23 protein-coding genes are annotated in these 22,226 nt (G+C 55.7%); 15 read left to right on the top strand and 8 right to left on the bottom strand.

Annotated elements, in window-relative coordinates:
• Positions 1-6: 6 nt before the first annotated feature.
• From MLD04_RS01085 to MLD04_RS01105, 5 genes are all read right to left on the bottom strand, one after another.
• Positions 7-681, bottom strand: a complete 675-nt coding sequence (locus tag MLD04_RS01085; RefSeq protein ID WP_248153893.1) for a DUF4340 domain-containing protein — start codon at positions 679-681, stop codon at positions 7-9.
• A complete protein-coding gene (locus MLD04_RS01090; protein ID WP_248153895.1) occupies positions 681-3,578 on the bottom strand; it encodes a Gldg family protein in 2,898 nt (965 codons plus the stop codon). Before MLD04_RS01090 ends, MLD04_RS01085 begins: the two co-directional genes overlap by 1 nt.
• Entirely contained in the window at positions 3,571-4,515 is a 945-nt protein-coding gene (locus tag MLD04_RS01095; RefSeq protein WP_248153897.1) for an ABC transporter ATP-binding protein, read from the bottom strand. The genes MLD04_RS01090 and MLD04_RS01095 overlap by 8 nt, the downstream gene beginning before the upstream one ends.
• A 137-nt stretch (positions 4,516-4,652) precedes the next feature.
• Entirely contained in the window at positions 4,653-5,420 is a 768-nt protein-coding gene (locus MLD04_RS01100; RefSeq protein WP_248153900.1) for a (Fe-S)-binding protein, read from the bottom strand.
• Between the two features lie 115 nt (positions 5,421-5,535).
• Positions 5,536-5,805, bottom strand: a complete 270-nt coding sequence (locus MLD04_RS01105; protein ID WP_248153902.1) for a ComEA family DNA-binding protein — start codon at positions 5,803-5,805, stop codon at positions 5,536-5,538.
• A 573-nt stretch (positions 5,806-6,378) separates the two neighbouring features.
• On the opposite strand from MLD04_RS01105, the gene MLD04_RS01110 reads away from it, so the two are divergent.
• The 14 genes from MLD04_RS01110 (at position 6,379) to MLD04_RS01175 (ending at position 19,583) form a co-directional block, all read left to right on the top strand.
• Complete coding sequence (locus tag MLD04_RS01110) at positions 6,379-7,290, top strand: urease accessory protein UreD (RefSeq protein ID WP_248153904.1); 912 nt, start codon at positions 6,379-6,381, stop codon at positions 7,288-7,290.
• A 14-nt stretch (positions 7,291-7,304) separates the two neighbouring features.
• Positions 7,305-7,607, top strand: a complete 303-nt coding sequence (ureA, locus tag MLD04_RS01115; protein WP_248153906.1) for an urease subunit gamma — start codon at positions 7,305-7,307, stop codon at positions 7,605-7,607.
• 10 nt (positions 7,608-7,617) lie between these two features.
• Positions 7,618-7,929, top strand: a complete 312-nt coding sequence (locus tag MLD04_RS01120; RefSeq protein ID WP_248153908.1) for an urease subunit beta — start codon at positions 7,618-7,620, stop codon at positions 7,927-7,929.
• Positions 7,930-8,082: 153 nt separating this feature from the next.
• Positions 8,083-9,786, top strand: coding sequence for an urease subunit alpha (ureC, locus tag MLD04_RS01125; RefSeq protein WP_248153911.1), 1,704 nt, complete (start codon positions 8,083-8,085; stop codon positions 9,784-9,786).
• Positions 9,787-9,806: 20 nt separating this feature from the next.
• Positions 9,807-10,349: an urease accessory protein UreE gene (gene ureE, locus MLD04_RS01130; RefSeq protein ID WP_248155361.1), complete on the top strand. Its 543-nt coding sequence runs from the start codon at positions 9,807-9,809 to the stop codon at positions 10,347-10,349.
• The gene (locus MLD04_RS01135; RefSeq protein ID WP_248153913.1) at positions 10,321-11,034 is read left to right on the top strand and encodes an urease accessory protein UreF; all 714 of its coding nucleotides are present in this window, start codon (positions 10,321-10,323) and stop codon (positions 11,032-11,034) included. The genes ureE and MLD04_RS01135 overlap by 29 nt, the downstream gene beginning before the upstream one ends.
• 177 nt (positions 11,035-11,211) lie before the next feature.
• The gene (ureG, locus tag MLD04_RS01140) at positions 11,212-11,850 is read left to right on the top strand and encodes an urease accessory protein UreG (protein WP_248153915.1); all 639 of its coding nucleotides are present in this window, start codon (positions 11,212-11,214) and stop codon (positions 11,848-11,850) included.
• 43 nt (positions 11,851-11,893) lie between these two features.
• Positions 11,894-12,469, top strand: coding sequence for a HupE/UreJ family protein (locus tag MLD04_RS01145; RefSeq protein WP_248153918.1), 576 nt, complete (start codon positions 11,894-11,896; stop codon positions 12,467-12,469).
• Positions 12,470-12,679: 210 nt separating this feature from the next.
• Positions 12,680-13,810 carry a DNA phosphorothioation system sulfurtransferase DndC gene (gene dndC, locus MLD04_RS01150; RefSeq protein WP_248153920.1) on the top strand — a complete coding sequence of 377 codons (1,131 nt, stop codon included), beginning with the start codon at positions 12,680-12,682 and terminating at the stop codon, positions 13,808-13,810.
• A complete protein-coding gene (locus MLD04_RS01155) occupies positions 13,803-14,003 on the top strand; it encodes a hypothetical protein (protein WP_248153922.1) in 201 nt (66 codons plus the stop codon). The genes dndC and MLD04_RS01155 overlap by 8 nt, the downstream gene beginning before the upstream one ends.
• 3 nt (positions 14,004-14,006) lie before the next feature.
• Positions 14,007-16,034, top strand: a complete 2,028-nt coding sequence (gene dndD, locus MLD04_RS01160) for a DNA sulfur modification protein DndD (protein ID WP_248153925.1) — start codon at positions 14,007-14,009, stop codon at positions 16,032-16,034.
• Positions 16,027-17,532 (top strand): FtsK/SpoIIIE domain-containing protein, encoded by a 1,506-nt coding sequence (locus tag MLD04_RS01165; RefSeq protein ID WP_248153928.1) that lies wholly within the window; start codon positions 16,027-16,029, stop codon positions 17,530-17,532. The genes dndD and MLD04_RS01165 overlap by 8 nt, the downstream gene beginning before the upstream one ends.
• Positions 17,533-17,544: 12 nt before the next feature.
• Positions 17,545-18,723, top strand: a complete 1,179-nt coding sequence (locus MLD04_RS01170; RefSeq protein WP_248153931.1) for an AAA family ATPase — start codon at positions 17,545-17,547, stop codon at positions 18,721-18,723.
• Positions 18,724-18,734: 11 nt separating this feature from the next.
• On the top strand, positions 18,735-19,583 hold the full coding sequence (locus MLD04_RS01175) for a DUF4435 domain-containing protein (RefSeq protein ID WP_248153933.1): 849 nt from the start codon (positions 18,735-18,737) through the stop codon (positions 19,581-19,583).
• A 252-nt stretch (positions 19,584-19,835) separates the two neighbouring features.
• Here the strand turns inward: MLD04_RS01175 and MLD04_RS01180 are convergent, their stop codons facing one another.
• Positions 19,836-20,582 carry an NYN domain-containing protein gene (locus MLD04_RS01180; protein WP_248153937.1) on the bottom strand — a complete coding sequence of 249 codons (747 nt, stop codon included), beginning with the start codon at positions 20,580-20,582 and terminating at the stop codon, positions 19,836-19,838.
• An 85-nt stretch (positions 20,583-20,667) separates the two neighbouring features.
• Positions 20,668-21,099, bottom strand: a complete 432-nt coding sequence (locus MLD04_RS01185; protein WP_248153940.1) for a tautomerase family protein — start codon at positions 21,097-21,099, stop codon at positions 20,668-20,670.
• A 147-nt stretch (positions 21,100-21,246) separates the two neighbouring features.
• On the opposite strand from MLD04_RS01185, the gene MLD04_RS01190 reads away from it, so the two are divergent.
• Positions 21,247-21,702: a metallophosphoesterase family protein gene (locus tag MLD04_RS01190; protein ID WP_248153944.1), complete on the top strand. Its 456-nt coding sequence runs from the start codon at positions 21,247-21,249 to the stop codon at positions 21,700-21,702.
• A gap of 55 nt (positions 21,703-21,757) precedes the next feature.
• Here the strand turns inward: MLD04_RS01190 and MLD04_RS01195 are convergent, their stop codons facing one another.
• Entirely contained in the window at positions 21,758-22,183 is a 426-nt protein-coding gene (locus tag MLD04_RS01195; RefSeq protein ID WP_248153947.1) for a YfdX family protein, read from the bottom strand.
• Positions 22,184-22,226: the final 43 nt, after the last annotated feature.

Here is a 22,226-nt window from a genome sequence, read left to right on the forward strand (position 1 = left end):
GAGGGGTCAGCCCTTGGCGGGTTCTTTGGTGGATGCATCCGGCGCGGCGGCTTTGGTATCCGCAGCCTTGGCGTCGGTTTTGGTGTCGGCCCCGGCCTTCGGCTTGGGCTTCGGTTTCGGCGCTTTCCAGTTCGCCGCTGTCACCCCGAGTTGATACTCGGCCAGCGCCGCCCGGTAGATGGCATCGTCGTCCGCCAGACGGACGTTGCTCTCTCCCATGGACGGCGAGTTGCCCACGAACAGGGTGGCGAGTGTGTCGTCACCCTGCTTCAGGACCACCTTGCGCCGGTAGGTGTCGTCGGCAACCTTGAACCGGTCGCGGGCATCGGGTGTCCGGGCCACCGGGAAGCTTCGCTTCAGTCCGGAGAGCTGGGCCACCAGCGCCTCCACCTTGGACTTGTTCGCCTTCACCGGCGTGTCGGCGGTCGCGGTGTCCTTGCTGTTCTTGGCCTTGTCAGCCTTCTTCGACTCGGCTTTCAGGAACCAGTTGTCGTCCTTCAGGGTCAGCGTGAGCTGTCCGTCTTCCGGATCGATCAATACGATCTGGTCCGCCTTGCCCGCTTGGGGCAGCAGGGGATCGTTACTGACCACCGGACCGGAAGCCTGCATGCTCCAGACCACACCGGTCAGGATGAGCTGCGCCACAAGCGCGATCGACAGTAGTTTGATGCTCCGGTTCATCAGGCCACCTCCGCAAGGATCTTCCGGTAACGACGTTGGTCACTGGCACGAACCTGACGGCGCCAGAGCCAGATCAGAATCAGGCCGAGCAGGGCCAGGCCATAGTTGGTGTACTCCCAGCCAATCCGCTCCTGACGGGTCAGCGGTGCCAGCGTCCGGGCATAGCGGGACTGGCCGCGCAATGCCAGCAGCGACGGATCTTCCAGCGACCAGTCCACGGCGTTCTGGATGAAGGTCACCGGTTCGTCGTACACGGTACCCAGGCTCCGGCTGATCAGGTTCAGCATGGTGTCAGAGGCGAAGGAGCCGCTGCTCACCACCACCAGCCGCGCTGATTCCGGCGACTTGCGGATCACGCTGGAGGCTGCAGGCGTGGCCGGCTTGTCGTCCTTCTTGTCTGCCTTCACGGGCATCGCCTTCGCAGTCTGGTCCTGCTTGTCGTCACCCTTCTTGTCGGCCTGGGCGAGCAGCGGCGATTTGCGATCGGCGAACCAGGAGGTGAACTCCCCGGTCAGGGCCACGCCCACCAGTTGCGAATGGCGCTTGGCGGAGTCGTCGAAGCCCAGGGACGGGTAAGCCTGGAAGTCCGGCAGCACCGTCGGCTTGTCCGAGGTCCAGCTGCGATTGGATGTGGTCATCAGACGGGTGACCTTGAGCTTGCCGGTCTTGTCCTTGTCCACGGTCATCGGTGACGGCCAGCTGACAATCATCTGCTGCAGGTTCGCGGTAACCGGATGGCTGCCGTTGAGCTCGCCGTTCCTGAGATCTGCAAAGAACGGGTAGGGCATCATCTGCACATCCCGGAAGGTCATGCCGCCGACGTTGCGGGTCCGTGGTACCGGCAGTTCCGCACTCATCGGGTCGAGTACCAGCGACGGCTTCAGCTCGATGCCGTTGTGGGCCAGCCAGTCCTTCAGACCGGTGGCCTTTTTCGAGGCGGTCAGGTTCTGCGCCAGGTTGATGTCGAACGGCGACGCCGCCATGATCACGCGCCCGCCACGCATCAGGAACTGGTCGATGGCGAACAGTGCCTTGTCACTCAGTTTCCGCGGGTTCATCACCAGCAGCAGATCGGTGCCGGCCGGTGTGTGGCCATCGGACAGATCGGTGTGTTCCACCCGGGCGTTGGCCTCCAGGCTCTTCACCAACTGGCTGTAGTCGGAGCCGCGATAGCGGTTGCCCTGCGGTGCCACCAGGGCGATGGTTTTCAGCGCACCCGGGACCAGCCGTTTTAGGGCATCGTCGAAGGCCTTCTGCAGGCTGTCCTGATCCAGCATCGCCGGTAGCGGCACCTGAACCTGGTTGTCACCGCTCTGCAGCATCAGGTGGAACCAGAAGGGTTGCGGGTTCACCAGACTGGCCAGAAGCGGGCTGAAACCGTATTCGTCGTTCAGCTTCTTCGCCAGTTCGCCATTGCCGGCATCCGGGTCCTGGACGTTCACGGTCAGCTGACCGTCAGAACGCTTCTGGAGCTTGTCGATAACCGCCTGCAGGTCGTCCCGGAAGGACTGCAGGTCCGGCGGCAACTGGTCCTTGGGCGATACCCAGGCGTCCAGCACCACCGGCTTCTTGATGGCGGCAAAGGTATCGCCGCCGGAGCGGTAGCCGCGCACCAGCCGGTTCACGGCACGGGTGAGTTCGTATTCGGGATTTTTCAGGGCCACGTTCAGGTTGCCCTCGCCCCGGGCTTTCACCTCGATCAAGTCCCGGAAGCCAAGCTTCTGGTAATCGTCGCCGTAGGAAATCACCACGTCGAAGTAGGAATCGACAATGGATGATTCGTAGCGGCTGGCGGTCTTGAAGGGCACCGGCTTGATGCCGTAACGGCGCGCCGCCTGTTCTTCCGCTTCCTTGTTCCGGGTCGGATCGATGAACTTGACCTGAACGTTGCGGCCACCGCGTACGCCGTATTCCTCCAGCAGGCTCTTCAGCCGGGGAACCAGTGGCGCCAGCAGCGGATGGGTTTTCTCCGAGAAATAGGCACGGATCTGCAGCGGCTCCTGCAGGTTGGCCAGTTCCTGGGTGGTTGCGTCGGACAGGGTATACAGATGGCTCTCGGTCAGGTCCGCCCGAACGGAATGCAGCGGCTGCAGCCACAGGTTACCGGCGATCAGGTTGACCGCAGCGAGCACCGCTACGGTTTTCCAGCGGCGATGGGACGCGGACGGCGGGTTGCCGGCCCAGCGCAGCTTTTCCAGGGTGTACACATTCAGTACCAGGAACAGGCCGGTCAGGGACACGTAGTAATAGATGTCCCGGAGATCCAGCACGCCCCGGGTGATGGACTTGAAGCGGCTGCCGGTACCCAGCAACTGCAGGAACTGGCCAGTCTGGTAGCCGGTCAGGTTGGTGATGAAGGTGGAGCCGATCAGGTAGAACAATCCGCAGATCAGCACCGTGACCATCAGTGCCACGATGGGGTTGTCCGTGCGGCTGCTGGTGAACAGCCCGATGGCGATGTAGGCCGCGCCGAGGAACAGGGTGGCCACATAGCCGCCGATCACCGGGCCGGGATCCATGGGGCCGAGCAGCGATACGGTAATGGGCAGTGGCAGGGTCAGGATCAGGGCAATGCACAACAGGCCCAGCGCCGCGACAAACTTGCCGAGCACCAGTTGCCAGAGACTGACCGGCGATGTGAGCAGGCTTTCCAGCGTGCCCGAGCGACGCTCCTCCGACCAGCTGCGCATGGTGAGGGCAGCAATCAGAAAAATCAGCAACAACGGCAGCCAGCTGAACAGGGGCTGCAGATCGGCCACGTTCCGGGCGAAAAAGGCTTCACCCCAGAAAAACACGAACAGGCAAGCGGCCACGAACAGGGCCATGAACAGGTACGCCGCCGGGGACGCAAAGAAACCACGAAACTCCTTCCGGGCAACATGCATCAGATCAGCCATGCTCTACCTCCCCGTTGACTTCGGCAAACACCCGCTCCAGGTCCCGCTCGTCCGGTGACAGGTTCAGGATGGGCACGTTGGCGGCCACCAGCTGGCTGGCAATTTCCGGCAGCAGGGTCTCGTCGGCCAGCAGGCGATATTCGTAACGCTGGCCGGAAGACTGGCCCTGGCTGTCCCGGCCGGAGTCGGTGCGAATGGGCTCCACCACCGACAGCCTGGCCACCCGCTCCAGGGCCGGCCGCGCGTCTGCGCCGGTCACCAGGCGGATGCGATCGCTCTCCCGGAGTTCGTCCAGTCGCTTGTCGATCACCAGCTTGCCGGCACGCATGATCAGCACCCGCTCACACACCGCCTGCACCTCCTGCAGGATGTGGGTGGAGACAATCACGGTGGCGGTTTTCGAGAGTTCGCGGATGAGATCCCGCATCTGGTGGATCTGGGTGGGGTCGAGGCCGTTGGTGGGCTCGTCGAGGATCACGATGTCCGGCTGGTGGAGGATGGCCTGGGCCACGCCGACCCGCTGTCGGTAGCCACGGGAGAGGGTCTGGATTTCGTCGGTCGCCTTGGCTTTCAGGTCGGCCCGCTGGATGGCCCGGGCGATGGCCTTGGTGCGTTCATTCTCCGGGATACCGTGCAGGGACGCCTGGTAGTGAAGGAAGTCGATCACCGTCATCTCTGGCCAAACCGGGCAGTTCTCCGGCAGGTAACCGATACGGGCCTGGATCTGGCGGGTATCCGGCCCCACCGTCAGATGATCCACACGGATCGATCCGGACGTGGGCTCGAGATAACCGGTGAGCATTTTCATGATCGTGGTCTTGCCGGCGCCGTTGTGGCCGAGCAATCCCACGACTTCTCCGGAGCCAATGGAGAACGACACGTCATCCACTGCGGTGACCTCGCCATAGCGACGGGTCAGGTGTTCCACCTGAATCATGGGCAAACTCCGTTCTGGGTGTTGGTGTTTTTCTCGAAAAACGGGATCTCAGGCGCAGGAAGTGCGCCCGAGCCAGAACGTAGGGACAGTAAGTGCCTGATTCAATTCCATTAAATAATGGAAAGCATTACAGCGGATTAAGGCTTCTGAAAGGTTCGTTTGTGCAGGAAAGAGATAATATGCTCCCCGGACAGCGGCTGTTCGTTCTTCTCGGCGTAGCCGGCAATGTTCATCAGGCAGCCGCAGTCGGTGGTCACGAACTCCCGGGCGCCAGCGTCAACAAGGGTCTCCACCTTCTCGCTGACCATGGCCGAGGAAATCTCTGGGTGACGCACCGCAAAGGTGCCGCCAAAGCCACAGCATTCCTCCGGGCGCACCTGTTCCACCAGGTTTACATTCTTCAGCTGGCGCAGCAGGGCAGGGCCCACTTCCGCCACACCCATTTCCCGGCGCGCGGAACAGGAGGTGTGCATGGCCACCGTGACCGGCTCGCCCAGATCCTCCAGTTTGATGTGGCAGACGTTCAGCAGGAAATCCGTCAGCTCCCACACCCGCCCGGCGATCTCCGCGGCTTTCGTTTCCCGGGGGGTATCCCGGAACAGCGCCGGATAATGCTGACGCATCATGCCGCCACAGGAACCGGACGGCACCACGATCGGCCAGTCCTCCGGAAACAGATCGAGCTGGGCATCCGCCACCGCGCGGGCCTCATCATGATAGCCGGAGGTATAGGCGGGTTGGCCGCAACAGGTCTGACCCTGTGGGAAGATCACCTCGATGCCCTCGCGCTCCAGCAGTTCCACGCCGGCAATCCCGGCATCCGGGTAGAACATGTCCACCAGACAGGTGCCGAAGTAATAGACCTTACGGGGTTTGGAAGGGTAAACCTTGATGGGATCCGCCATAGTGCCGCCAGCTCGGAAGTCGGTTCTTGTTCCTATCAATAATAGGGTGGCAAAGGCGGGGTTGCCAGACGACTTTCGGGGAAGGCAGCAGCAGGGCGCTGCTGCCGGGAGTGCTTTATTTCACCGTCAGGCGCTCGGCGTTCTTCTCAACGGTACGCGCGCCGATGCCCTTGACCAGCGCCAGATCCTCGGCGGACGCAAACGGACCATGGGACTCGCGGTAGCTGACGATGGCCTGCGCCTTGCTGTCGCCAATGCCGTTCAGGCTCGCCAGCGTGGCAACATCTGCGGTGTTGATGTTCACGGCTGCGCCTTCGGCCTGGGCGAAACCGCTGAACAGGCTGAAAAGCAGAACGAGGGTGGCGATGATCGGTGTACGTTTCATGAAGCTTGCTCCTGAGATTGAGTAACGTCGTTGTGATTGGGAGCAGGGACGTCAATCCAGCAGCAAGTGCACGGACCGGGACCACATTCCATGTGGCCCCGGGCTCCGTGGCTGACCCCTGCCTGGTCCTTCAGGCTGCGCATCATCCTGAGCGCGTCGTCCGTGTGGTCATCCTTGTGCCCGATCCAGTGGGCAACTCCAAATCCCTGGAGTGTTCATCCTTGAGCCAACGATCCTTGCTGGCTGTCATCCCTGACACTTTCCATTCTAGTCCTGACACCCGCCGGCAAAATCGGACATCCGCTCTGCGGAACGTGAGACATTTCTTACACCCCTGTAAGTGTCCCGAAATGTATTAACAGTGAATCAAGGTTCAGTGTTTTTGGCCTTCCGTGCCTGCCAACGGTGCAGGCGCACCACAAAAACCACCAGATGCTCGATGACCGTGCAAGGCGGCCCGAAGATCCGGCCTGGTTCAGGGTGATTGTTCCCATTAACGCGCTGTTTTTTAATGGAATATCCGGGATCTGGAACGCCGGATGCAAACGATGGGTAACTCGGGAAGGAGGCCTGATGCCCATACTTGAAGACACCACCCCGCTCCGGTCCGGCGCTCACGCCTCCGGCCACCGCTTCGACGGCGAACGCCGCTGGGCGGCCGCGTTGTCACTGGGCTTCGAAGCCAGGGACGAAGGCGCCGATAAGCCTGTCACCCGGCTGGCTCGCCGCTGGCACCAGGGACCATTACGGGTTCAACGCCCCTTCTATCCCGAAGGCAAGACCGGCTGCTGCCACGTCTACCTGTTGCATCCCCCCGGTGGCCTGGTGAGCGGAGACGAACTGCACATCAGCGCCTCCGTCGCCGAAGGCGGCCACGCCCTGCTGACCACCCCGGCCGCCGCCAAACTCTACAAGGCTGACAGCCACGGCGTCGCCTGGGGCCAGCACACCCGGTTGCAGGTGGCCAGAAACGCCACCCTCGAATACCTGCCCCAGGAAACCATTGCCTTCGACGGCTCCCGGGGCCGACAGACCACCACGATCGAACTCGAAAGCGGCGGCCGAACCCTCGGCTGGGAAGTCCTCGCCCTCGGCCGCCCGGCCAGCGACCTGCCTTTTGCCACCGGCGCCCTTGAACAGCGCTTTCACCTCAGCCTCGACGGCAAACCGCTGTGGCTGGAACGCCAACTGCTCGACCCCAAACACCGCCGATTCACCGGCCACTGGGGGCAGGGCGGTGCCACCGTACAGGCGACTTTGTGGGCCGTTGGCCTAGACGACGAAGCCGCCGCCATCGACGCACTGCGAGAACAACTCCAGGACAACCACCGCTGGGCCGTCACCCGACGCCGGAGCGTATTGCTCATGCGCTACCTGGGCACCAGCCGCAACGAAGCCTGGGCCCTGTGCGAACAGGCCTGGCACCTATTGCGCCCGCGACTCACCGGCGTACCGGCCCACACGCCCCGAATCTGGCTTACCTGACCAACGGAGTCACCATGGAACTCACCCCCAGAGACAAAGACAAGCTCATGCTCTTCACCGCCGCCCTGCTGGCGGAACGACGCAAAGCCAAGGGCCTGAAACTGAACTACCCCGAAGCGGTGGCGCTGATCAGCGCCGAAATCATGGAAGGCGCCCGCGAAGGCCGCTCCGTGGCTGAACTCATGAGCGCCGGCACCGAAATCCTCACCCGGGAAGACGTCATGGACGGCGTGGCCGACATGGTCCACGAAGTCCAGGTGGAAGCCACCTTCCCGGACGGCACCAAGCTAGTCACCGTCCACAACCCCATCGTATGAGGAGCGACCCATGATCCCCGGCGAATACCAGATCCAGGACGGCGACATAGAACTCTGCGCAGGCCGCGAACGCATCACCCTGGACGTCTCCAACACCGGCGACCGTCCTGTCCAGATCGGCTCCCACTACCACTTCGCGGAAGCCAACCCCGCGCTGGATTTCGATCGTGCAAAGGCCAAAGGCTACCGCCTCGACGTGGCCGCCGGCACCGCGATCCGGTTCGAGCCCGGCCAGACACGAAACGTCACGCTGATTCCGTTTGCCGGCAACCGCGAAATCTACGGCTTCCGCCAGGAAGTCATGGGAAAACTGGACAAATGACGAAGCCAGGGGAGCGAGAGGGAATGACTTTCCAAAACTGTGCGGAGCCAAGGATGGCGGAGCTCAAGCGTCACATGGACGTGCCGCAAGGAGCGTGTTTTGGAAAGTCATTCCCTCTCGCTCTTGCCCCCAAGCTGATAATCGAGGGATAGCATGAAAATAAGCAGACAAGCCTACGCCGACATGTACGGCCCCACCGTCGGCGACCGGGTCCGCCTCGGCGACACCGAACTGTGGATCCAGGTCGAACAGGACCACACCCACTACGGCGACGAAGTGAAATTCGGCGGCGGCAAAGTCATCCGCGACGGCATGGGCCAGAGCCAGCGGGCCGACGACACCGTTATGGACACCGTCATCACCAACGCATTGATCCTCGACTGGTGGGGCATCGTCAAAGCCGACGTCGGCATCCAGAAAGGAAGGATTGCCGCCATCGGCAAAGCCGGCAACCCCGACACCCAACCCGACGTCCAGATCGTCATCGGCCCCGGCACCGAAGTCATCGCCGGCGAAGGCAAAATCCTCACCGCCGGCGGCATCGACCCCCACATCCACTTTATCTGCCCCCAGCAGGTCGAAGAAGCCCTCATGAGCGGCATCACCACAATGCTCGGCGGAGGCACCGGCCCGGCTACCGGCACCAACGCCACCACCTGCACACCGGGCGCCTGGCACATCGGCAAAATGCTCCAGGCCGTCGACAGCCTGCCCATGAACATCGGCTTCCTCGGCAAAGGCAACGCCAGCCTCCCCGAAGCCCTCGAACTGCAGGTGAAAGCGGGCGCCATCGGCCTCAAACTCCACGAAGACTGGGGCACCACCCCGGCCAGCATCGACAACTGCCTCACCGTGGCCGATCAGTACGACGTGCAGGTGGCCATCCACACCGATACCCTCAACGAATCCGGCTTCGTGGAAGACACCCTGGCCGCCTTCAAAGGCCGCTGCATCCACACCTTCCACACCGAAGGCGCCGGCGGCGGCCACGCACCGGACATCATTACCGCCTGCTCGAAGGATTACGTACTGCCGTCCTCCACAAACCCGACGCGGCCCTACACCGTCAACACCATCGACGAACACCTCGATATGCTCATGGTGTGCCACCACCTGGACCCGAACATCCCCGAAGACGTCGCCTTCGCCGACTCCCGCATCCGACGGGAAACCATCGCCGCCGAAGACATCCTCCACGACATGGGCGTGATCTCCATGATCTCCTCCGACTCCCAGGCCATGGGCCGCGTCGGTGAAGTGATCTGCCGCACCTGGCAAACCGCCCACAAGATGAAAGTCCAGCGCGGCCTGCTGCCGGAAGATGAAGACCTGGGCGCCGACAATTTCCGCGCCAAACGCTACATCGCCAAATACACCATCAACTCGGCGATTACCCACGGCATCGCCCACGACATAGGCTCCGTGGAAGTGGGCAAACTGGCGGACCTGGTGCTCTGGAGTCCGGCTTTCTTCGGCGTGAAACCCGCCTGCATTATCAAAGGCGGCATGATTGCCGCGGCGCCAATGGGCGACCCCAACGCCTCCATCCCCACGCCCCAGCCGGTGCACTACCGCCCCATGTTCGGCGCCTACGGCAAAGCCGCCAGTGCCACCCGACTGACCTTCGTCAGCCAGGCCGCGCTGGATGCCGGGATTGGAAAAGAACTGGGTCTCGACAGCCCGCTGTCCGCCTGCACAGGCGTGCGGGACGTGCGCAAGGGCGACATGAAACTCAACGACGCCTGCCCGCACCTCACCGTGGACCCGCAAACCTACGAAGTACACGCCGATGGCGAACTGCTCACCTGCGAGCCCGCCACCGAACTGCCCCTGGCACAGCGCTACCATCTGTTCTGAGCCGGGATATGGAGAGACTTATGTTGGAACTGACAGAACGCATCGGCAATGTCGAAAGCACCGGCATCGAAACCAGCGAAATCCACGACAACCTGATCCTGCCCTACGAACTGCGCATCCGGGGCCGCCTGCGCGCCACCACCGAAACCAAAGTGGACGTCGGCCTGTTCCTGGACCGCGGCCCCGTGCTGCGGGACGGCGACCTGCTGCAGGCCAGAACCGGCGAAATCATCCGCATCCGCGCCGCCGAAGAACCGGTCGTCACCGCCCGCATCGAAAATGGCCAACCCCTGGCGCGCCTGTGTTATCACCTGGGCAACCGCCACGTTACCCTCGCCATCGGCCAGGACGAGCAGGGCAGCTACGTGCGCTTCCCGCCGGACCACGTCCTGGAAGAACTGGCCGAACGCCTCGGCGCCACCCTGGTGCACCACACCGCCCCGTTCGACCCCGAACCCGGCGCCTACGCCCAGGCCGGTCATTCCCACGGGCATTCGCACGGCGATGGACACAGCCACCACCACGAGCACAGCCATGGCCATCACCACAAACACACCCATTGAGGCCGGCGCCGCCCACACCGGCGACCTCGCCCTGCTGGGCCTGATGCAACTGGTCAGCCCCGCACTGCCCATCGGCGCCTTCGCATGGTCCCAGGGCTTGGAAAGCGCGTTCGAACTGGGATGGGTGAACAACGAAGCGGAGCTGGCGGACTGGATCGAAGGCGTATTGGAAGACGGCCTAAGCCGCTGCGAACTGCCCCTGCTGGCGCGCTTCCAGCAGGCCTGGGCGAATGAGGATGCAGACGCACTCAGCGAATGGAACCACTGGCTCCACGCCACCCGGGAAACCGCCGAACTGAGCGACGAAGACACCCGCCTCGGCACCGCGATGGTCACCCTGCTGCGCAACCTCGACCTGTTGCCAGAGCAAAACCTGATTCCCGACGACCCCGGCTACATCACCATGTTCGCCTGGGCCGCCCACAAACGTTTCGTCCCGGTCCGCCAGACCCTGCTCGGCTTCGCCTGGGCCTGGCAGGAAAACCAGCTCGCGGTCGCCTGCAAGGCACTGCCCCTGGGCCACACCGCCGCCCAGCGCATCATCGAACGGTTACGGCCAGAACTGGTGGGCGCGGTGGACACGGCACTGGCTCGGGAAGACGAAGAACTCGGCCCCATCCTGCCGGGCCTGGCACTCGGAAGCGCGTTACACGAAACCCAATACTCACGGCTTTTCAGAAGCTAGAAAAAAATGACGCCCGCTCCCAAGTTCGGAGCGGTGGTCAGCCAGTCCTTCCGGGACTGTCTGCAGCAGGGATGCTGCAGTCAAGCGTACAGGGATGTATTTACAGCGTGTCCCGGAAGGACTGGCTGATCGCCGCCTGCACGGAGTGAGAAAACAGAGAGGATAGAGGACATAACCATGACACATTGCCTGAGAGTAGGAGTAGGCGGCCCCGTCGGCTCCGGAAAAACCGCCCTGCTGCGTCAGCTGTGCACAGCCCTCCGGGATTACTACGACATCGCCGTCGTCACCAACGACATCTACACAAGGGAAGACGCCGACTTCCTCCTGCGCCACGAAGCCCTGGCCGCGGACCGCATCCTCGGCGTCGAAACCGGCGGCTGCCCGCATACAGCAATACGCGAGGATGCCTCCATGAACCTCGCCGCCATCGACGACCTCCAGCGCCGGCACCCGGATCTGGAGCTCGTCCTCGTGGAATCCGGCGGCGACAACCTCTCCGCCACCTTCAGCCCGGAACTGTCCGACCTCACCCTGTACGTGATCGACGTCTCCGCCGGCGACAAGATCCCCCGCAAAGGCGGGCCCGGTATCACCAAATCCGACCTGCTGATCATCAACAAGATCGACATCGCCGACCAGGTACACGCCTCCCTCGACGTGATGGAGCGGGACAGCAAGAAAATGCGTGGCGAACGGCCCTTCGTGTTCACCAATCTCTACGACGGGGTAGGGCTGGATACGATTATCAGCTTCATTCTGGAGCGTGGCATGTTGCCGGAGCGCCGGCCTGAGAAGCTTGCCGAAACCGCATGAGCCAATCGAGTACAAACGACTTAAGAACCATCAGGAGAAAACCATGAAACTCACAGCCAAACTCCTCACTGCTGCCGCGTTGCTGACTGCTTCTGCCACTGCTATGGCTCACTCCGGCCACGCCGAAGGCGGCTTCACCAGCGGCCTGCTGCACCCCATGCTGGGCCTGGATCACCTGCTGGCCATGGCCGCCATCGGTTTCTGGAGTGTGCGCCAGAGCAAGCAGATGAAAAACGCCACTCCGGCCTTCGTGATCGGCGGCATGATTCTCGGCGCCACCCTCGCCTGGGGCGGCCTGAGCCTTTCGGGTGTGGAAACAGGGATTACCTTCTCCGTGCTGGTCGCCGGCATCCTGATTGCCACACTGGCGAAACTGCCGACGGCTGTGGGTGGCACTCTGGTTGGTGCGTTTATGCTGTTCCACGGCTTTGCTCATGGTGCTGAAATGCCTGCCGTGGCGACTCTCGCCACTTACGTGGCTGGATTCTCTATCGCTACGCTTGCCATCACCTTCGCCGGCCGTGGATTGGGTAGCTTGATGCTGAAGGTGGATAGCCGGTTTAGCCGTGGGGTTGGTGGTGTGCTGGCGGTTGCAGGGGCGTACCTGGCGGCTGCTTGATACGCGCGTTAAAACGACCAGAAAGCAGACACGAAAGCCGCTCGGGAAACAGGGCGGCTCTTTCGTTATCCACTCTAAAAATAAATCTGTCCCAGGTTTGTTTTTCTGTTTGGCGTGGATTAGCCCTTGGCAAACTTTTCGGTAGAAACCGGTCGATATGTTACGATTACGCAAATTTTTTGCCGTACAACCATGCATGGCGGGCGCCAGATGAGTCTTGCAACACAGAGTCAACACGATCACCTAGAGTTAACCAGAAAATGCCTGAGAGAGAATTTCCTCGCTGATTCCCGACCATGGATAATCGCTTACTCGGGTGGTAAAGACTCGACGTTAGTACTCCAGCTTGTGTATGAGCTGCTTCAATCACTTCCCGAGTCGCAACGTAAACCTGTTCATGTTTTATCCTCCGACACGAGAGTTGAAGCTCCCAACATTAAAGATTATGTGGAAAATAGTCTAAGGAGCATAGGCGAGCACGCTAGGTTTTCCGGGTTAGATCTTGTTACACACCTAATTCGTCCTGAGGCGGCAGAGGGTTTTTGGGTAAACCTTATTGGCAAGGGGTACCCTCCTCCCACAAGGTGGTTTAGGTGGTGTACGACACGGATGAAGATACGTCCGGTAACCAAGGTGATAGAAGAGATCTGTGGCAAGTCCGGCAGTGCAATACTGTTGCTTGGCACAAGGTATGCCGAGAGCGCTTCGCGCGGACGAGCTATGGATGCGAGGAAAAGCAATGACAGAGGTTTAAATCCACATCACGAAATTCCGAACGCATTGGTGCTCAGTCCCATTTCACATTGGAATACCGATCAGGTGTGGGAGTATCTGTTCATGAATAACCCGCCACCATGGGGAGGAAGTCATGATTTTATGCTTGACTTATACCGTCAGGCTAATGGTGGAGAGTGTCCGGTTGTTACTGACCTGAACACCCCGTCCTGCGGTGGTAGCCGATTCGGGTGTTGGACATGTACGGTTGTCAAGGCTGACAAATCGATGCAAGGCTTTATCGAAACCGGGGATGAATGGATGCGCCCACTGAACGATTTTCGAAACTGGTTAAAAGAAATGCGTGAAGACGAGAACAATCGCCAGCGTTTTCGGAGAGACGGCCGGCCCGGTATCGGTCCGTTTACTAGTGAGGCTCGAAAAAATATCTTGGATAAATTATTGGAGCTTGAGAAGAGCGTTGGAATCCGGTTAATTGATGATGAGGAGCTACGTTGTATCCAATCTATCTGGGATGAAGAGTTCGACTTAATGAAATCGGCATTGAAACTTTCTGCAAAGAATGGTCGGTTTCCTAATAGAATGGTTGGGGGGCATTATGCTTGACTCACAAAACGAGGGCGTTCAAGTTTTGTTGAAAGAGCTGGCCATTGATAATGGAGTCCCCGAACAAATATTGCCTGAACTGTTCTCCTTGCTGGAGCGGTATCCACGTTTAAATCATGGTGATATGCAACAGTTGCAGAGGGAGCTAAATAAGTTAATATCGACTGCCGTTAAAGATCGCCAAGTAGAGTAACAAATGATTATTAAAAATTTGATTATCAATAATTTGTTCTCCTATTACGGAGTGGTCGATTTCAATCTTGCGCCAGTTGACGGTCGTCCGATAACGGTAATTCTAGGAAGGAACGGCTTTGGAAAAACCAGTTTCATCAATTCATTGAAATTGCTTTTTACCGGCGTAAATAAAGAAATTCGTTCAGATGTTGAGAGGCACAGATTACCTTCATATCGCCAATATATTGAAGGTGATGGATCGGAGTGGTTAGGTATAAGAAATAGAAAATGCTTAACTTCAGGCGCGTCATGCAGTGTAGAGGCGATTTGGGATGAAGATTTTGGAGAGGTTTCTGTAAAAAGAGCTTGGAAATTTAACAAAAATGACCAGTTTGAAGAAGAGCTTCTAGAGGTAAATCATCCGTTGTATGGATCGTTAGAGGGTTCAGCTGCTCAAAAATACTTAAATGTATGTTTGCCCGAAGATTACGTTCCTTTTTTCTTTTTCGATGGAGAAGAGCTGGAGGAGTTAGCTGAGGCTAACCGAAATGCGACAATCGAGCGTATGGAGCAGCTTCTCAATATTAAATCTGTTGAGAACATCCGCGAGGCACTGAAGCAGTTAATGTCGGGCTGGAAAAGTGAGGCCATGGATCAGCAGGCGAAAGCTGATCTAAATAAAGAAAAGAATAGATTGTCTGAATACTATGAAGAAAAGCAGAGTCTAGATCAGGAGTTGGGGGATATAGAGGCTGAAATAGCGCGACTAAATTATGATATTAAAGATATTAGTAACCGCATGTCTAGTCTCAACTCTTATGGCTCAAAGAATAAAGAGATCGAGTTTAAGGCAAAGCTTGATAGCCTCCGTGCACGACAGGCTGATCTCCGCATCGAGCTATCTCAAGTTCTCGGACACCAGCCTTTTTTGCTTTTACTGCCAACGCTCGTCGAGAAGTCGATATCCGAATGCGAATCCGTCCTTGACAGTAAAGCAGTCGGATATCAAGAACTGATTAACAGTGTTAGGGAGCAAATGACCTGGGCGCTGACTCAGCCCCCGCATTCTAGGCCAATGCTAACATCTGACCAAACAAAGTTTTATCTTGACAAGTTAAATGGTGTTATTGACCTTTTTAAACAAGATACTGAAAAGGATAGTGTGTTTTCGCTAGACACAGCAACGGCTAATGGTGTCCTAGAAAGTCTTCGTCCATTCTCTCGTAAAAGTAGTGCGATAAGTAGTGTTGCTAGAGATATGGCCATGTTGCAAAAAATTACTTTCGAAATATCAGAAATTGAGAAGAGACTATTAGATGTTTCTCACTTGTCGGACGAAGAACAGCGACGGTTTAAAAAGTATGAGCAAGAACTTGAAAGTACAAAGGCAGAGCTGCTGGAGCAAGAGCGTCGGAAGATATCGGTGGGCGGAAAGTTGAATGTTTTGCTTCAATATATTACCAAGGCAGACTCAAGTATTAAGCAAGCTTTAAATAGGGTAGAAATAACTACTTCGGTTCGTCAGCGACTAGATTTGGCCTCTAACATTGAAAGAGCGCTAGGTGAGTATAAAAGTGTTTTGAAATCACATCGAAGGCAAGACTTGGAAGAGAAATACAATGAAAAGTTCAAATTGTTAATGGATTCCCATGGCCTTATCGAAAAGATTGAGATTGATGACGCATTCAATACACGCTATTTTGCCGCTGATGGGAAGGTGATTGGGTTGTCGAGTATATCTGCAGGCATGAAACAACTATCCGCAACTGCCTTAATTTGGACTTTGGGTGAAATCTCTGGCAAAAGCGTTCCAGTTGTCATCGATACACCGTTAGGAAGGATCGACAGGCTGCATCAACTGAACCTTCTGAAAAAATATTATCCTGTTGCTGGTGAGCAAGTAGTTCTGTTGCCAACTGATTCCGAGCTTGACGAGCAGAAATATGGAATATTGAGCCCCTTTATTGCTCGAACCTATTTGCTGAACAACCCTTCGGGCGACCAGACGAGTGCTCAAATTGCCGAGCGCAAAGAGGTTCTTTATGGCTGATATTTTTCTCAACGCAGATGATTCTAGGCTCGTTAAGGAACTAACTAGTTTCGGCCTAAAGTATGATGGGGCGCATCAGTATTGGATAATTCGGCTCGCATTGACAAAATCTCTATCGATCAAAACCCCTCCAGATCAGTCGTTTGATTCTCATAGAACTGGTGGCAATCAATTCCACCTGAGGCAGGTGACAGGCTATGGGGCTGCCCCTGACGATAACGGAAATGAACAAGATTTTGATTTGGCGATTCGGGCTATTCTATCGTCATACCATGAGGAAGACCTATTTTCCGATAATAAAAAGTACAAAAATTTTCTTAACAGGCATATTTGTCGAGGCCTAAGTGAATTTCGATCAGGTTGGTCACGTAGTCACGATTTTTACGGATATTTATACCAGGAATTGGTTGAGCCAGTCGCTAATGAGAAACAAATAGCAGGCGAAACCTCTTCTAGCCGCCTAGAGCAGCTTAAAGAGGCATTACATGAACTTGGTGTTTCTGCATCGGTAAAAGAGATTTTGCGTGGAGCACGATTGGAAAGGTTTCTTTTATATCTTAATGATGTTTCGCAATATGATGTATTAAAGCGAGGCGTCGATAAGCTCTCGTTTCAGATGGGGCTAAAAAACTCCGCTCCAGTTCTGAGTCATACCTCTGAAAGAAAAGTTGTGTCGCTGGATATCCCACTTCCGAAAAATGAACAAAGGACTATTTCTCCAGCTCCACTTGAACAATGGGTTGGTAACAGTGAGTTCAAAATTCCTATCTGGTTGGGTCAAACTGTTTCCGGAGAAGACTTTGGTTTTGATTTGGCTGAGGCGCCCCATTTACTAGTTGCTGGTACGACAGGCAGTGGAAAAAGTGTTTGTATTCATTCCATTATACTTTCTTTGTTGTCTGGAAATTCACCGGAGAAACTTAAATTAGCGTTAATTGATCCTAAGCAAGTCGAGTTCGCTCCTTATAACGGCATTCCTCAGTTATATGATTCTAAAGTTGTATCTTTCATTGATGATGCAGATTCCTTGTTATCAAATTTAGTTGACGAAATGGAGGAAAGGAACCGGTTGCTAGCGGACGTTAACGAGAGCAATTTAGATGTTGCCTTGGCTAATGGGTCATTGGATCTACCTCGTATTGTTTTGGTTGTAGAAGAACTCGCTGATTTATTAATGCAGTCTAAGGAGTTGGAGGGTTACTTGGTGAGATTAGCCCAAAAGGCACGGTCTGTTGGTATACACCTTGTATTGGCAACTCAGCGCCCAGACTCCACCATACTTACAGGGTTGCTTCGTAGTAATATTCCTAGCCGGATCTGTTTGCTTGTTCAGAAGAGTACTGAATCTAAAATTGTGATCGATGAGACCGGTTCTGAGAAGCTCCTTGGCAAGGGTGATATGTTAATAAAGATGTCTGGGGAGCAAGAACTTCACAGGGTTCATGGAGCAATGATCACCGAGGCTGACAGAACTAGAATTGTCGGTCGAGTCAGATAGTAAGGGAGCGAGATGATGGATGGACTAGTGATTTATGAGATGAAACCTATCTCCCTTACGTTGGATAGGGTGGGGCCTTTTAGAGATAAGCCGTATTGTGTTGATTTTACCGATGAAAGTGGTGAGCCATGCAATGTTTTCATGTTAATTTCGAAAAATGGTTCCGGTAAGACTACAGTTCTTGATGTATTGGCGAGCCTATACGGAATGCTGGAGCTCGATCCCCACGAAGCGATTCGGTTTGGGCAAGAAGATCTTGATGAAGGAAACGGTCGGGCTCAGTTGGATCTACGAGTTAGACTGTCTTGGAATGGCGAGGATTTAACAATCATTCTTTCTCTTCTTGCCGGTGAACTAGGCCCTGAGGTTTCACTTAAAGTATGGGCCGACGACGATTTGAACGCAATAAATGCTGATTCGTGGCATAGGTTTGGTTATCGGCGAGTTTCGTCAGGGCGTTTGAGTGCTATATCCAAAGCGGATGAATTAGCTTTGGATATAACGAGTGTGGTACGTAATAGCTTTGGTAGTCGTCCTGATGGTCAGTTTGAGGGCAATACCTTGACCTTGCCGACTGCATTATTCTTCTCAGCTTACCGAGATATTCCTCCGATTAAATCAAGTCCGGGCTCTGCTGGATCTAAGCGGGGGATCGCTGAGCCTAATCATTGGGGATATAGTTCTTTGCAGCGTTTTAATCCTCACAGTGACGATTGGGAGGACTCGTTAGATAACTTGCTGGTATGGTTAAAATGGTTGGATGATGGTCGGTTCGAGAAAGCTAGAGAGATTATCAACGATCGTGCGTTTTCGGACTCAAGTAAAGTATTATTAGACGTAAGAAGAGACCCGCCGGAGGCTGTTGTACGATGCAACAGTGATGACGAGCAAGAGCACCGACTTGATAGGCTAAGCAGCGGGGAAAAGAGCTTGGCGTATTTGTTTTTGAGGATTGGCGCTCATATTACCCAGAATTCAATTATATTGATAGATGAGCTGGACATACATTTGCATATTAGGTGGCAGCATAAGCTTGTCAATGAATTGAAGGCTCTCGTTGCTAAAAATCCAGGCCTTGTTGTTATCATGACAACTCATTCCACCGAAATTCTTGATGTTTACTCTAATAGCCTTAAGGTATCGGAAGATGGATTAATTAAGGGTGGTCATATAATAACTAATATGCAGTAAGAGACATTTTCATGCCGAGCTTTAAAGAAATTGAATCCGGTAATATTACCTCGTACTACACGGGAGGCATAAAGGTCTTTCTAGAGTCTAGTGATGACCTTTATATATTTCAGAACATCTGGTTTAGTGATGTTTTAGACAAAGTTCGATTCGAAAGTGTTAGTGATGAAGATGGTGCCTCCGGGGGGTGTAGCAAGGTTGTAAAGGCTGTTGACGAATCTAATCAACAGGATATATCTGCATTTGGCGTGGTTGATAGAGACTCACTTTTTAGTGACCAATCTCCGAGTAAGGAAGTTTTTTGGGAGAAAGATGATGAAGAGTTTAGGAAAGCTCAGCCGTTCGGAGATAGAGTGCATGTTCTCCGTCGCTGGGAAATTGAAAACTATTTATTGAAACCTGAAGCGATTAGCAAGATCGTTTCAGATCTTCAACTACGTGAGATATCCAGCGATGAGGTGGTCGTTGAGATTGCAAGCATTGAAGACGATCTTGTGTTTTTGTCTGCGATGGTCCTTCATTGTGTTGCTAATAAAAAAGTTACTCCTAGTGATAAGTTTGGTAGCGGTAAGGAGGGAGTTGATTTAAAGGAGGTAATAGAGCGGCATTTGTGTGTGCAAAGCGAAAGCTTGGATGGCGAAATTGAGAAAATTAGGTCTTTTGCTGAGAGCAAGTTGGGACATGAGCGGTGGGACAGTTTAAATCGCGTTTTGGATGGTAAGCGGTGCCTCAATCGATTGAAAGACCTACTCAATATCAGTTTTAAGAAGAACGAGGAAAGAGGTTTTTTAGCCACAGCAGTAAAAAATTTAGGTCTAATTGACAGTGAGTTGAAAGAATTCATCCAAAGGTTACATTAATTTTTATGGATCTGCGGCACCCAGTGGCCCGCCAATGTAAGTAGTGGGTAAACCCTTTGTAAGATCGAAAGCCGGGACAGATCTATCTTCGGGGTTGAATGAGTCGGGCAGGTTCGCCGACAGTTAGGAAGTCAGGAGGGTTTTTCACAGCCAGCCCCATGCATTTCTGGAAACCGGGACAGATTTATTTTCGGAGCTTCGTTGAGAAATCAGAGCTGACCTGAATCACTATCCAGGAAAACCGGGACAGATCTATTTTTCCGGACTTTTGATATAGAGAACGTTCTTATCTCGTATTGTCATCTCGAAGAGATCACTGGCTCGGATAAGATCGCTCAGCTTCTTGTACCCGTAGTTTACGGGTGAGAAAGAACTGTTATTCGAAATGTACTGGCCAACCTTGCCGAGATGCGCCCATCCATCATCATCAGCGGTCTGTTCAACCGCGGTTCGTAGAGTCCGCACCAGCACGGCGTCGCCCCTCAGTTTGTTCCGTCCCCACTTGGTCTCCACCGTCGGTTTCGGCGTGTCGCCGTTGTTGACGTTATCGGGCTCCTCAGTCTCTTCGCGCAGGTTCTCTGTGTATATGAACTGCGAGCAGGCGTTCACGAAGGGCATAGGAGTTTTGCGCTCGCCGAAGCCAAAGACGGGTAGGCCAGCCTCGAGAATTCGCATCACCAGGGGCGTAAAGTCGGAATCGCTGGTCATGAGGGCGAAGGCATCGACATTCCCGCTGTAGAGCAGGTCCATGGCGTCAATGATCATTGATGCATCGGTCGCGTTCTTGCCGGTTGTATAGGCAAACTGCTGAACCGGTCGGATGGCGTTGGCGTGGAGCTTTTCGATCCAGCCACTCAGTTGGGGACCGTTCCAGTTTCCGTGAGCATGGCGCACGTTCACGGCCCCGTATTTGGCGAGCTCTTGGAGCACCCCTTCGATGGACTGGTGACTGACGTTGTCGCAGTCGATGAGTAGAGCGATCTTGTAGTTGCTGTTCATCTTCGTTGAGCTGTCCTTGTCTCTGGTGCTTATTGTTCGGCTTCAAAGAACGGTCTGCATCTTATCGTAGAGTGACAGTCTCAGGTTATTTAGACAAACTGGCGCGCTTTCCCGGAGTCATTCCCTTTTCCCACTCAGCTTCCTCGCCCGGCGCCGGCAAAAACCGCCCAAACTCGATCATCTGGGTGGCCGGAATGTCCTGGAGATAGATCCAGACATCTTCAGCTGTGATGTCCACGATTCGGGAGATTTCTTCAAGCATCTGGCTCATCAGGGCCTGTTTGATCCCGATGCTTCTGCCCTCCCGCACCAGGCCGTGCACATAAACCTGAGGCGCGGTGTTCACTCTGCCACCCACAAAGTGGTCGCCCTGATCGGCCGCAGAAAACAAAACCTGGGCGAAGAACCGGGGAGCGCCGGTTTGGGCGTTGTGGGCCGCTGTTATGGCCTCGGCGATCTGTGATTTCTGCTGCGGCGACAGAGACAGATTCGCGACCGTGACGGTGTAAGTGGGCATGGGAAACTCCTGCCATAGGCTGTACGTTTGCACTGGATCTCGCCACTATGGGGGTGAGGCGGGCTTGTTTCACTATAGCAACGCTTATCTTCCTGGCCACGCGCACGGGCCAGGCAGTTCGACTGAGAGACTGAACGAGGCGTAAACATGCGAATCGGGGTAATCGCAGACACCCACAGCAAAGTGCGTCCCGAAGCCCTGGACGCTCTGGAGGGCTCGGATCTGATCCTTCATGTCGGTGATGTGGGACGGGATGAGGTTCTGGAAGCACTGGAGGCCATCGCTCCCTTGGTTGCTATCCGCGGCAATATCGATACAGCAGGCCGTGCAGCGACGCTCCCTGATGTTCAGGATCTGGAATTTCTCGGTCACGCCTTCTACATGCTCCACGACGTCAAAACCCTCGACTTCGATCCGCAAGGCCGTTACCGCGTGGTGATCGCCGGCCATTCCCACAAACCCCGTAATGAGTGGATTGGCGACGTGCTGTATTTCAATCCAGGTGGTGCCGGGCCCCGTCGCTTTACACTGCCGATCACGCTGGGGCGGCTGGAGGTGAGTGAAGATGGTGTGGTTGGTGAGATTATTGAACTGCCGGTTTGATCCGAAAGCGAAACCGGGACAGATCTATTCTCTCGGCTTCTCTGATGGCCCAGCGCTATTCCTTAAGCCGGACGAGCAACCGGCCATCCTCAACCCGGATATAATCCACACCCGCTGCAAAGGATTTCCAGAATCCCGGGTTGGCGCCGAACTCGTTAACCAGGTCCACATTCTTGAGGTTACCCAGCCAGGCATTCGGAATGGGTACGCCCATGAGGCTGACGCTCCTTAACTTAACCAGGGGGCGACCGTTGGCAAAGGAGAGTTCCACACCGGCATTGACTCGCAGGGTTCTGCCGCCGAGTACTGGGAAGTCCTTGTCAAGAGGCACCAGAAGGGCGGCGCTCAGCAGGTCGTCCGAAAGGTCGACTGCGAGTCTCTGAGCCAGATCAGTGTTATTGGCGAGCATACCGTTGAGTTCCCGCTCGCTAAAGCGTACTTCCCGACTGGCGCCTTCCTCACTGTAGGGTACCGGCTGCAACCGGCGGCCGGATTCGCCGATGCTGTTTTATCCTCGGTTGTCT

The sequence above is a fragment of the Marinobacter koreensis genome, from assembly GCF_023156285.1.
Taxonomy (GTDB): domain Bacteria; phylum Pseudomonadota; class Gammaproteobacteria; order Pseudomonadales; family Oleiphilaceae; genus Marinobacter; species Marinobacter koreensis.

Bases quoted from the DNA above. Each gene is read 5' to 3' on its own strand.
- MLD04_RS01100 (WP_248153900.1), bottom strand. From the start codon at position 5,420: ATGGCGGATCCCATCAAGGTTTACCCTTCCAAACCCCGTAAGGTCTAT.
- MLD04_RS01155 (WP_248153922.1), top strand. From the start codon at position 13,803: ATGCTTGACTCACAAAACGAGGGCGTTCAAGTTTTGTTGAAAGAGCTG.
- MLD04_RS01110 (WP_248153904.1), top strand. From the start codon at position 6,379: ATGCCCATACTTGAAGACACCACCCCGCTCCGGTCCGGCGCTCACGCC.
- MLD04_RS01085 (WP_248153893.1), bottom strand. From the start codon at position 681: ATGAACCGGAGCATCAAACTACTGTCGATCGCGCTTGTGGCGCAGCTC.
- dndC (WP_248153920.1), top strand. From the start codon at position 12,680: ATGAGTCTTGCAACACAGAGTCAACACGATCACCTAGAGTTAACCAGA.
- ureE (WP_248155361.1), top strand. From the start codon at position 9,807: ATGTTGGAACTGACAGAACGCATCGGCAATGTCGAAAGCACCGGCATC.
- MLD04_RS01165 (WP_248153928.1), top strand. From the start codon at position 16,027: ATGGCTGATATTTTTCTCAACGCAGATGATTCTAGGCTCGTTAAGGAA.
- ureC (WP_248153911.1), top strand. From the start codon at position 8,083: ATGAAAATAAGCAGACAAGCCTACGCCGACATGTACGGCCCCACCGTC.
- MLD04_RS01145 (WP_248153918.1), top strand. From the start codon at position 11,894: ATGAAACTCACAGCCAAACTCCTCACTGCTGCCGCGTTGCTGACTGCT.
- MLD04_RS01095 (WP_248153897.1), bottom strand. From the start codon at position 4,515: ATGATTCAGGTGGAACACCTGACCCGTCGCTATGGCGAGGTCACCGCA.
- MLD04_RS01185 (WP_248153940.1), bottom strand. From the start codon at position 21,099: ATGCCCACTTACACCGTCACGGTCGCGAATCTGTCTCTGTCGCCGCAG.
- MLD04_RS01105 (WP_248153902.1), bottom strand. From the start codon at position 5,805: ATGAAACGTACACCGATCATCGCCACCCTCGTTCTGCTTTTCAGCCTG.
- ureA (WP_248153906.1), top strand. From the start codon at position 7,305: ATGGAACTCACCCCCAGAGACAAAGACAAGCTCATGCTCTTCACCGCC.
- dndD (WP_248153925.1), top strand. From the start codon at position 14,007: ATGATTATTAAAAATTTGATTATCAATAATTTGTTCTCCTATTACGGA.
- MLD04_RS01175 (WP_248153933.1), top strand. From the start codon at position 18,735: ATGCCGAGCTTTAAAGAAATTGAATCCGGTAATATTACCTCGTACTAC.
- MLD04_RS01190 (WP_248153944.1), top strand. From the start codon at position 21,247: ATGCGAATCGGGGTAATCGCAGACACCCACAGCAAAGTGCGTCCCGAA.
- MLD04_RS01090 (WP_248153895.1), bottom strand. From the start codon at position 3,578: ATGGCTGATCTGATGCATGTTGCCCGGAAGGAGTTTCGTGGTTTCTTT.
- MLD04_RS01120 (WP_248153908.1), top strand. From the start codon at position 7,618: ATGATCCCCGGCGAATACCAGATCCAGGACGGCGACATAGAACTCTGC.
- MLD04_RS01135 (WP_248153913.1), top strand. From the start codon at position 10,321: ATGGCCATCACCACAAACACACCCATTGAGGCCGGCGCCGCCCACACC.
- ureG (WP_248153915.1), top strand. From the start codon at position 11,212: ATGACACATTGCCTGAGAGTAGGAGTAGGCGGCCCCGTCGGCTCCGGA.
- MLD04_RS01180 (WP_248153937.1), bottom strand. From the start codon at position 20,582: ATGAACAGCAACTACAAGATCGCTCTACTCATCGACTGCGACAACGTC.
- MLD04_RS01170 (WP_248153931.1), top strand. From the start codon at position 17,545: ATGATGGATGGACTAGTGATTTATGAGATGAAACCTATCTCCCTTACG.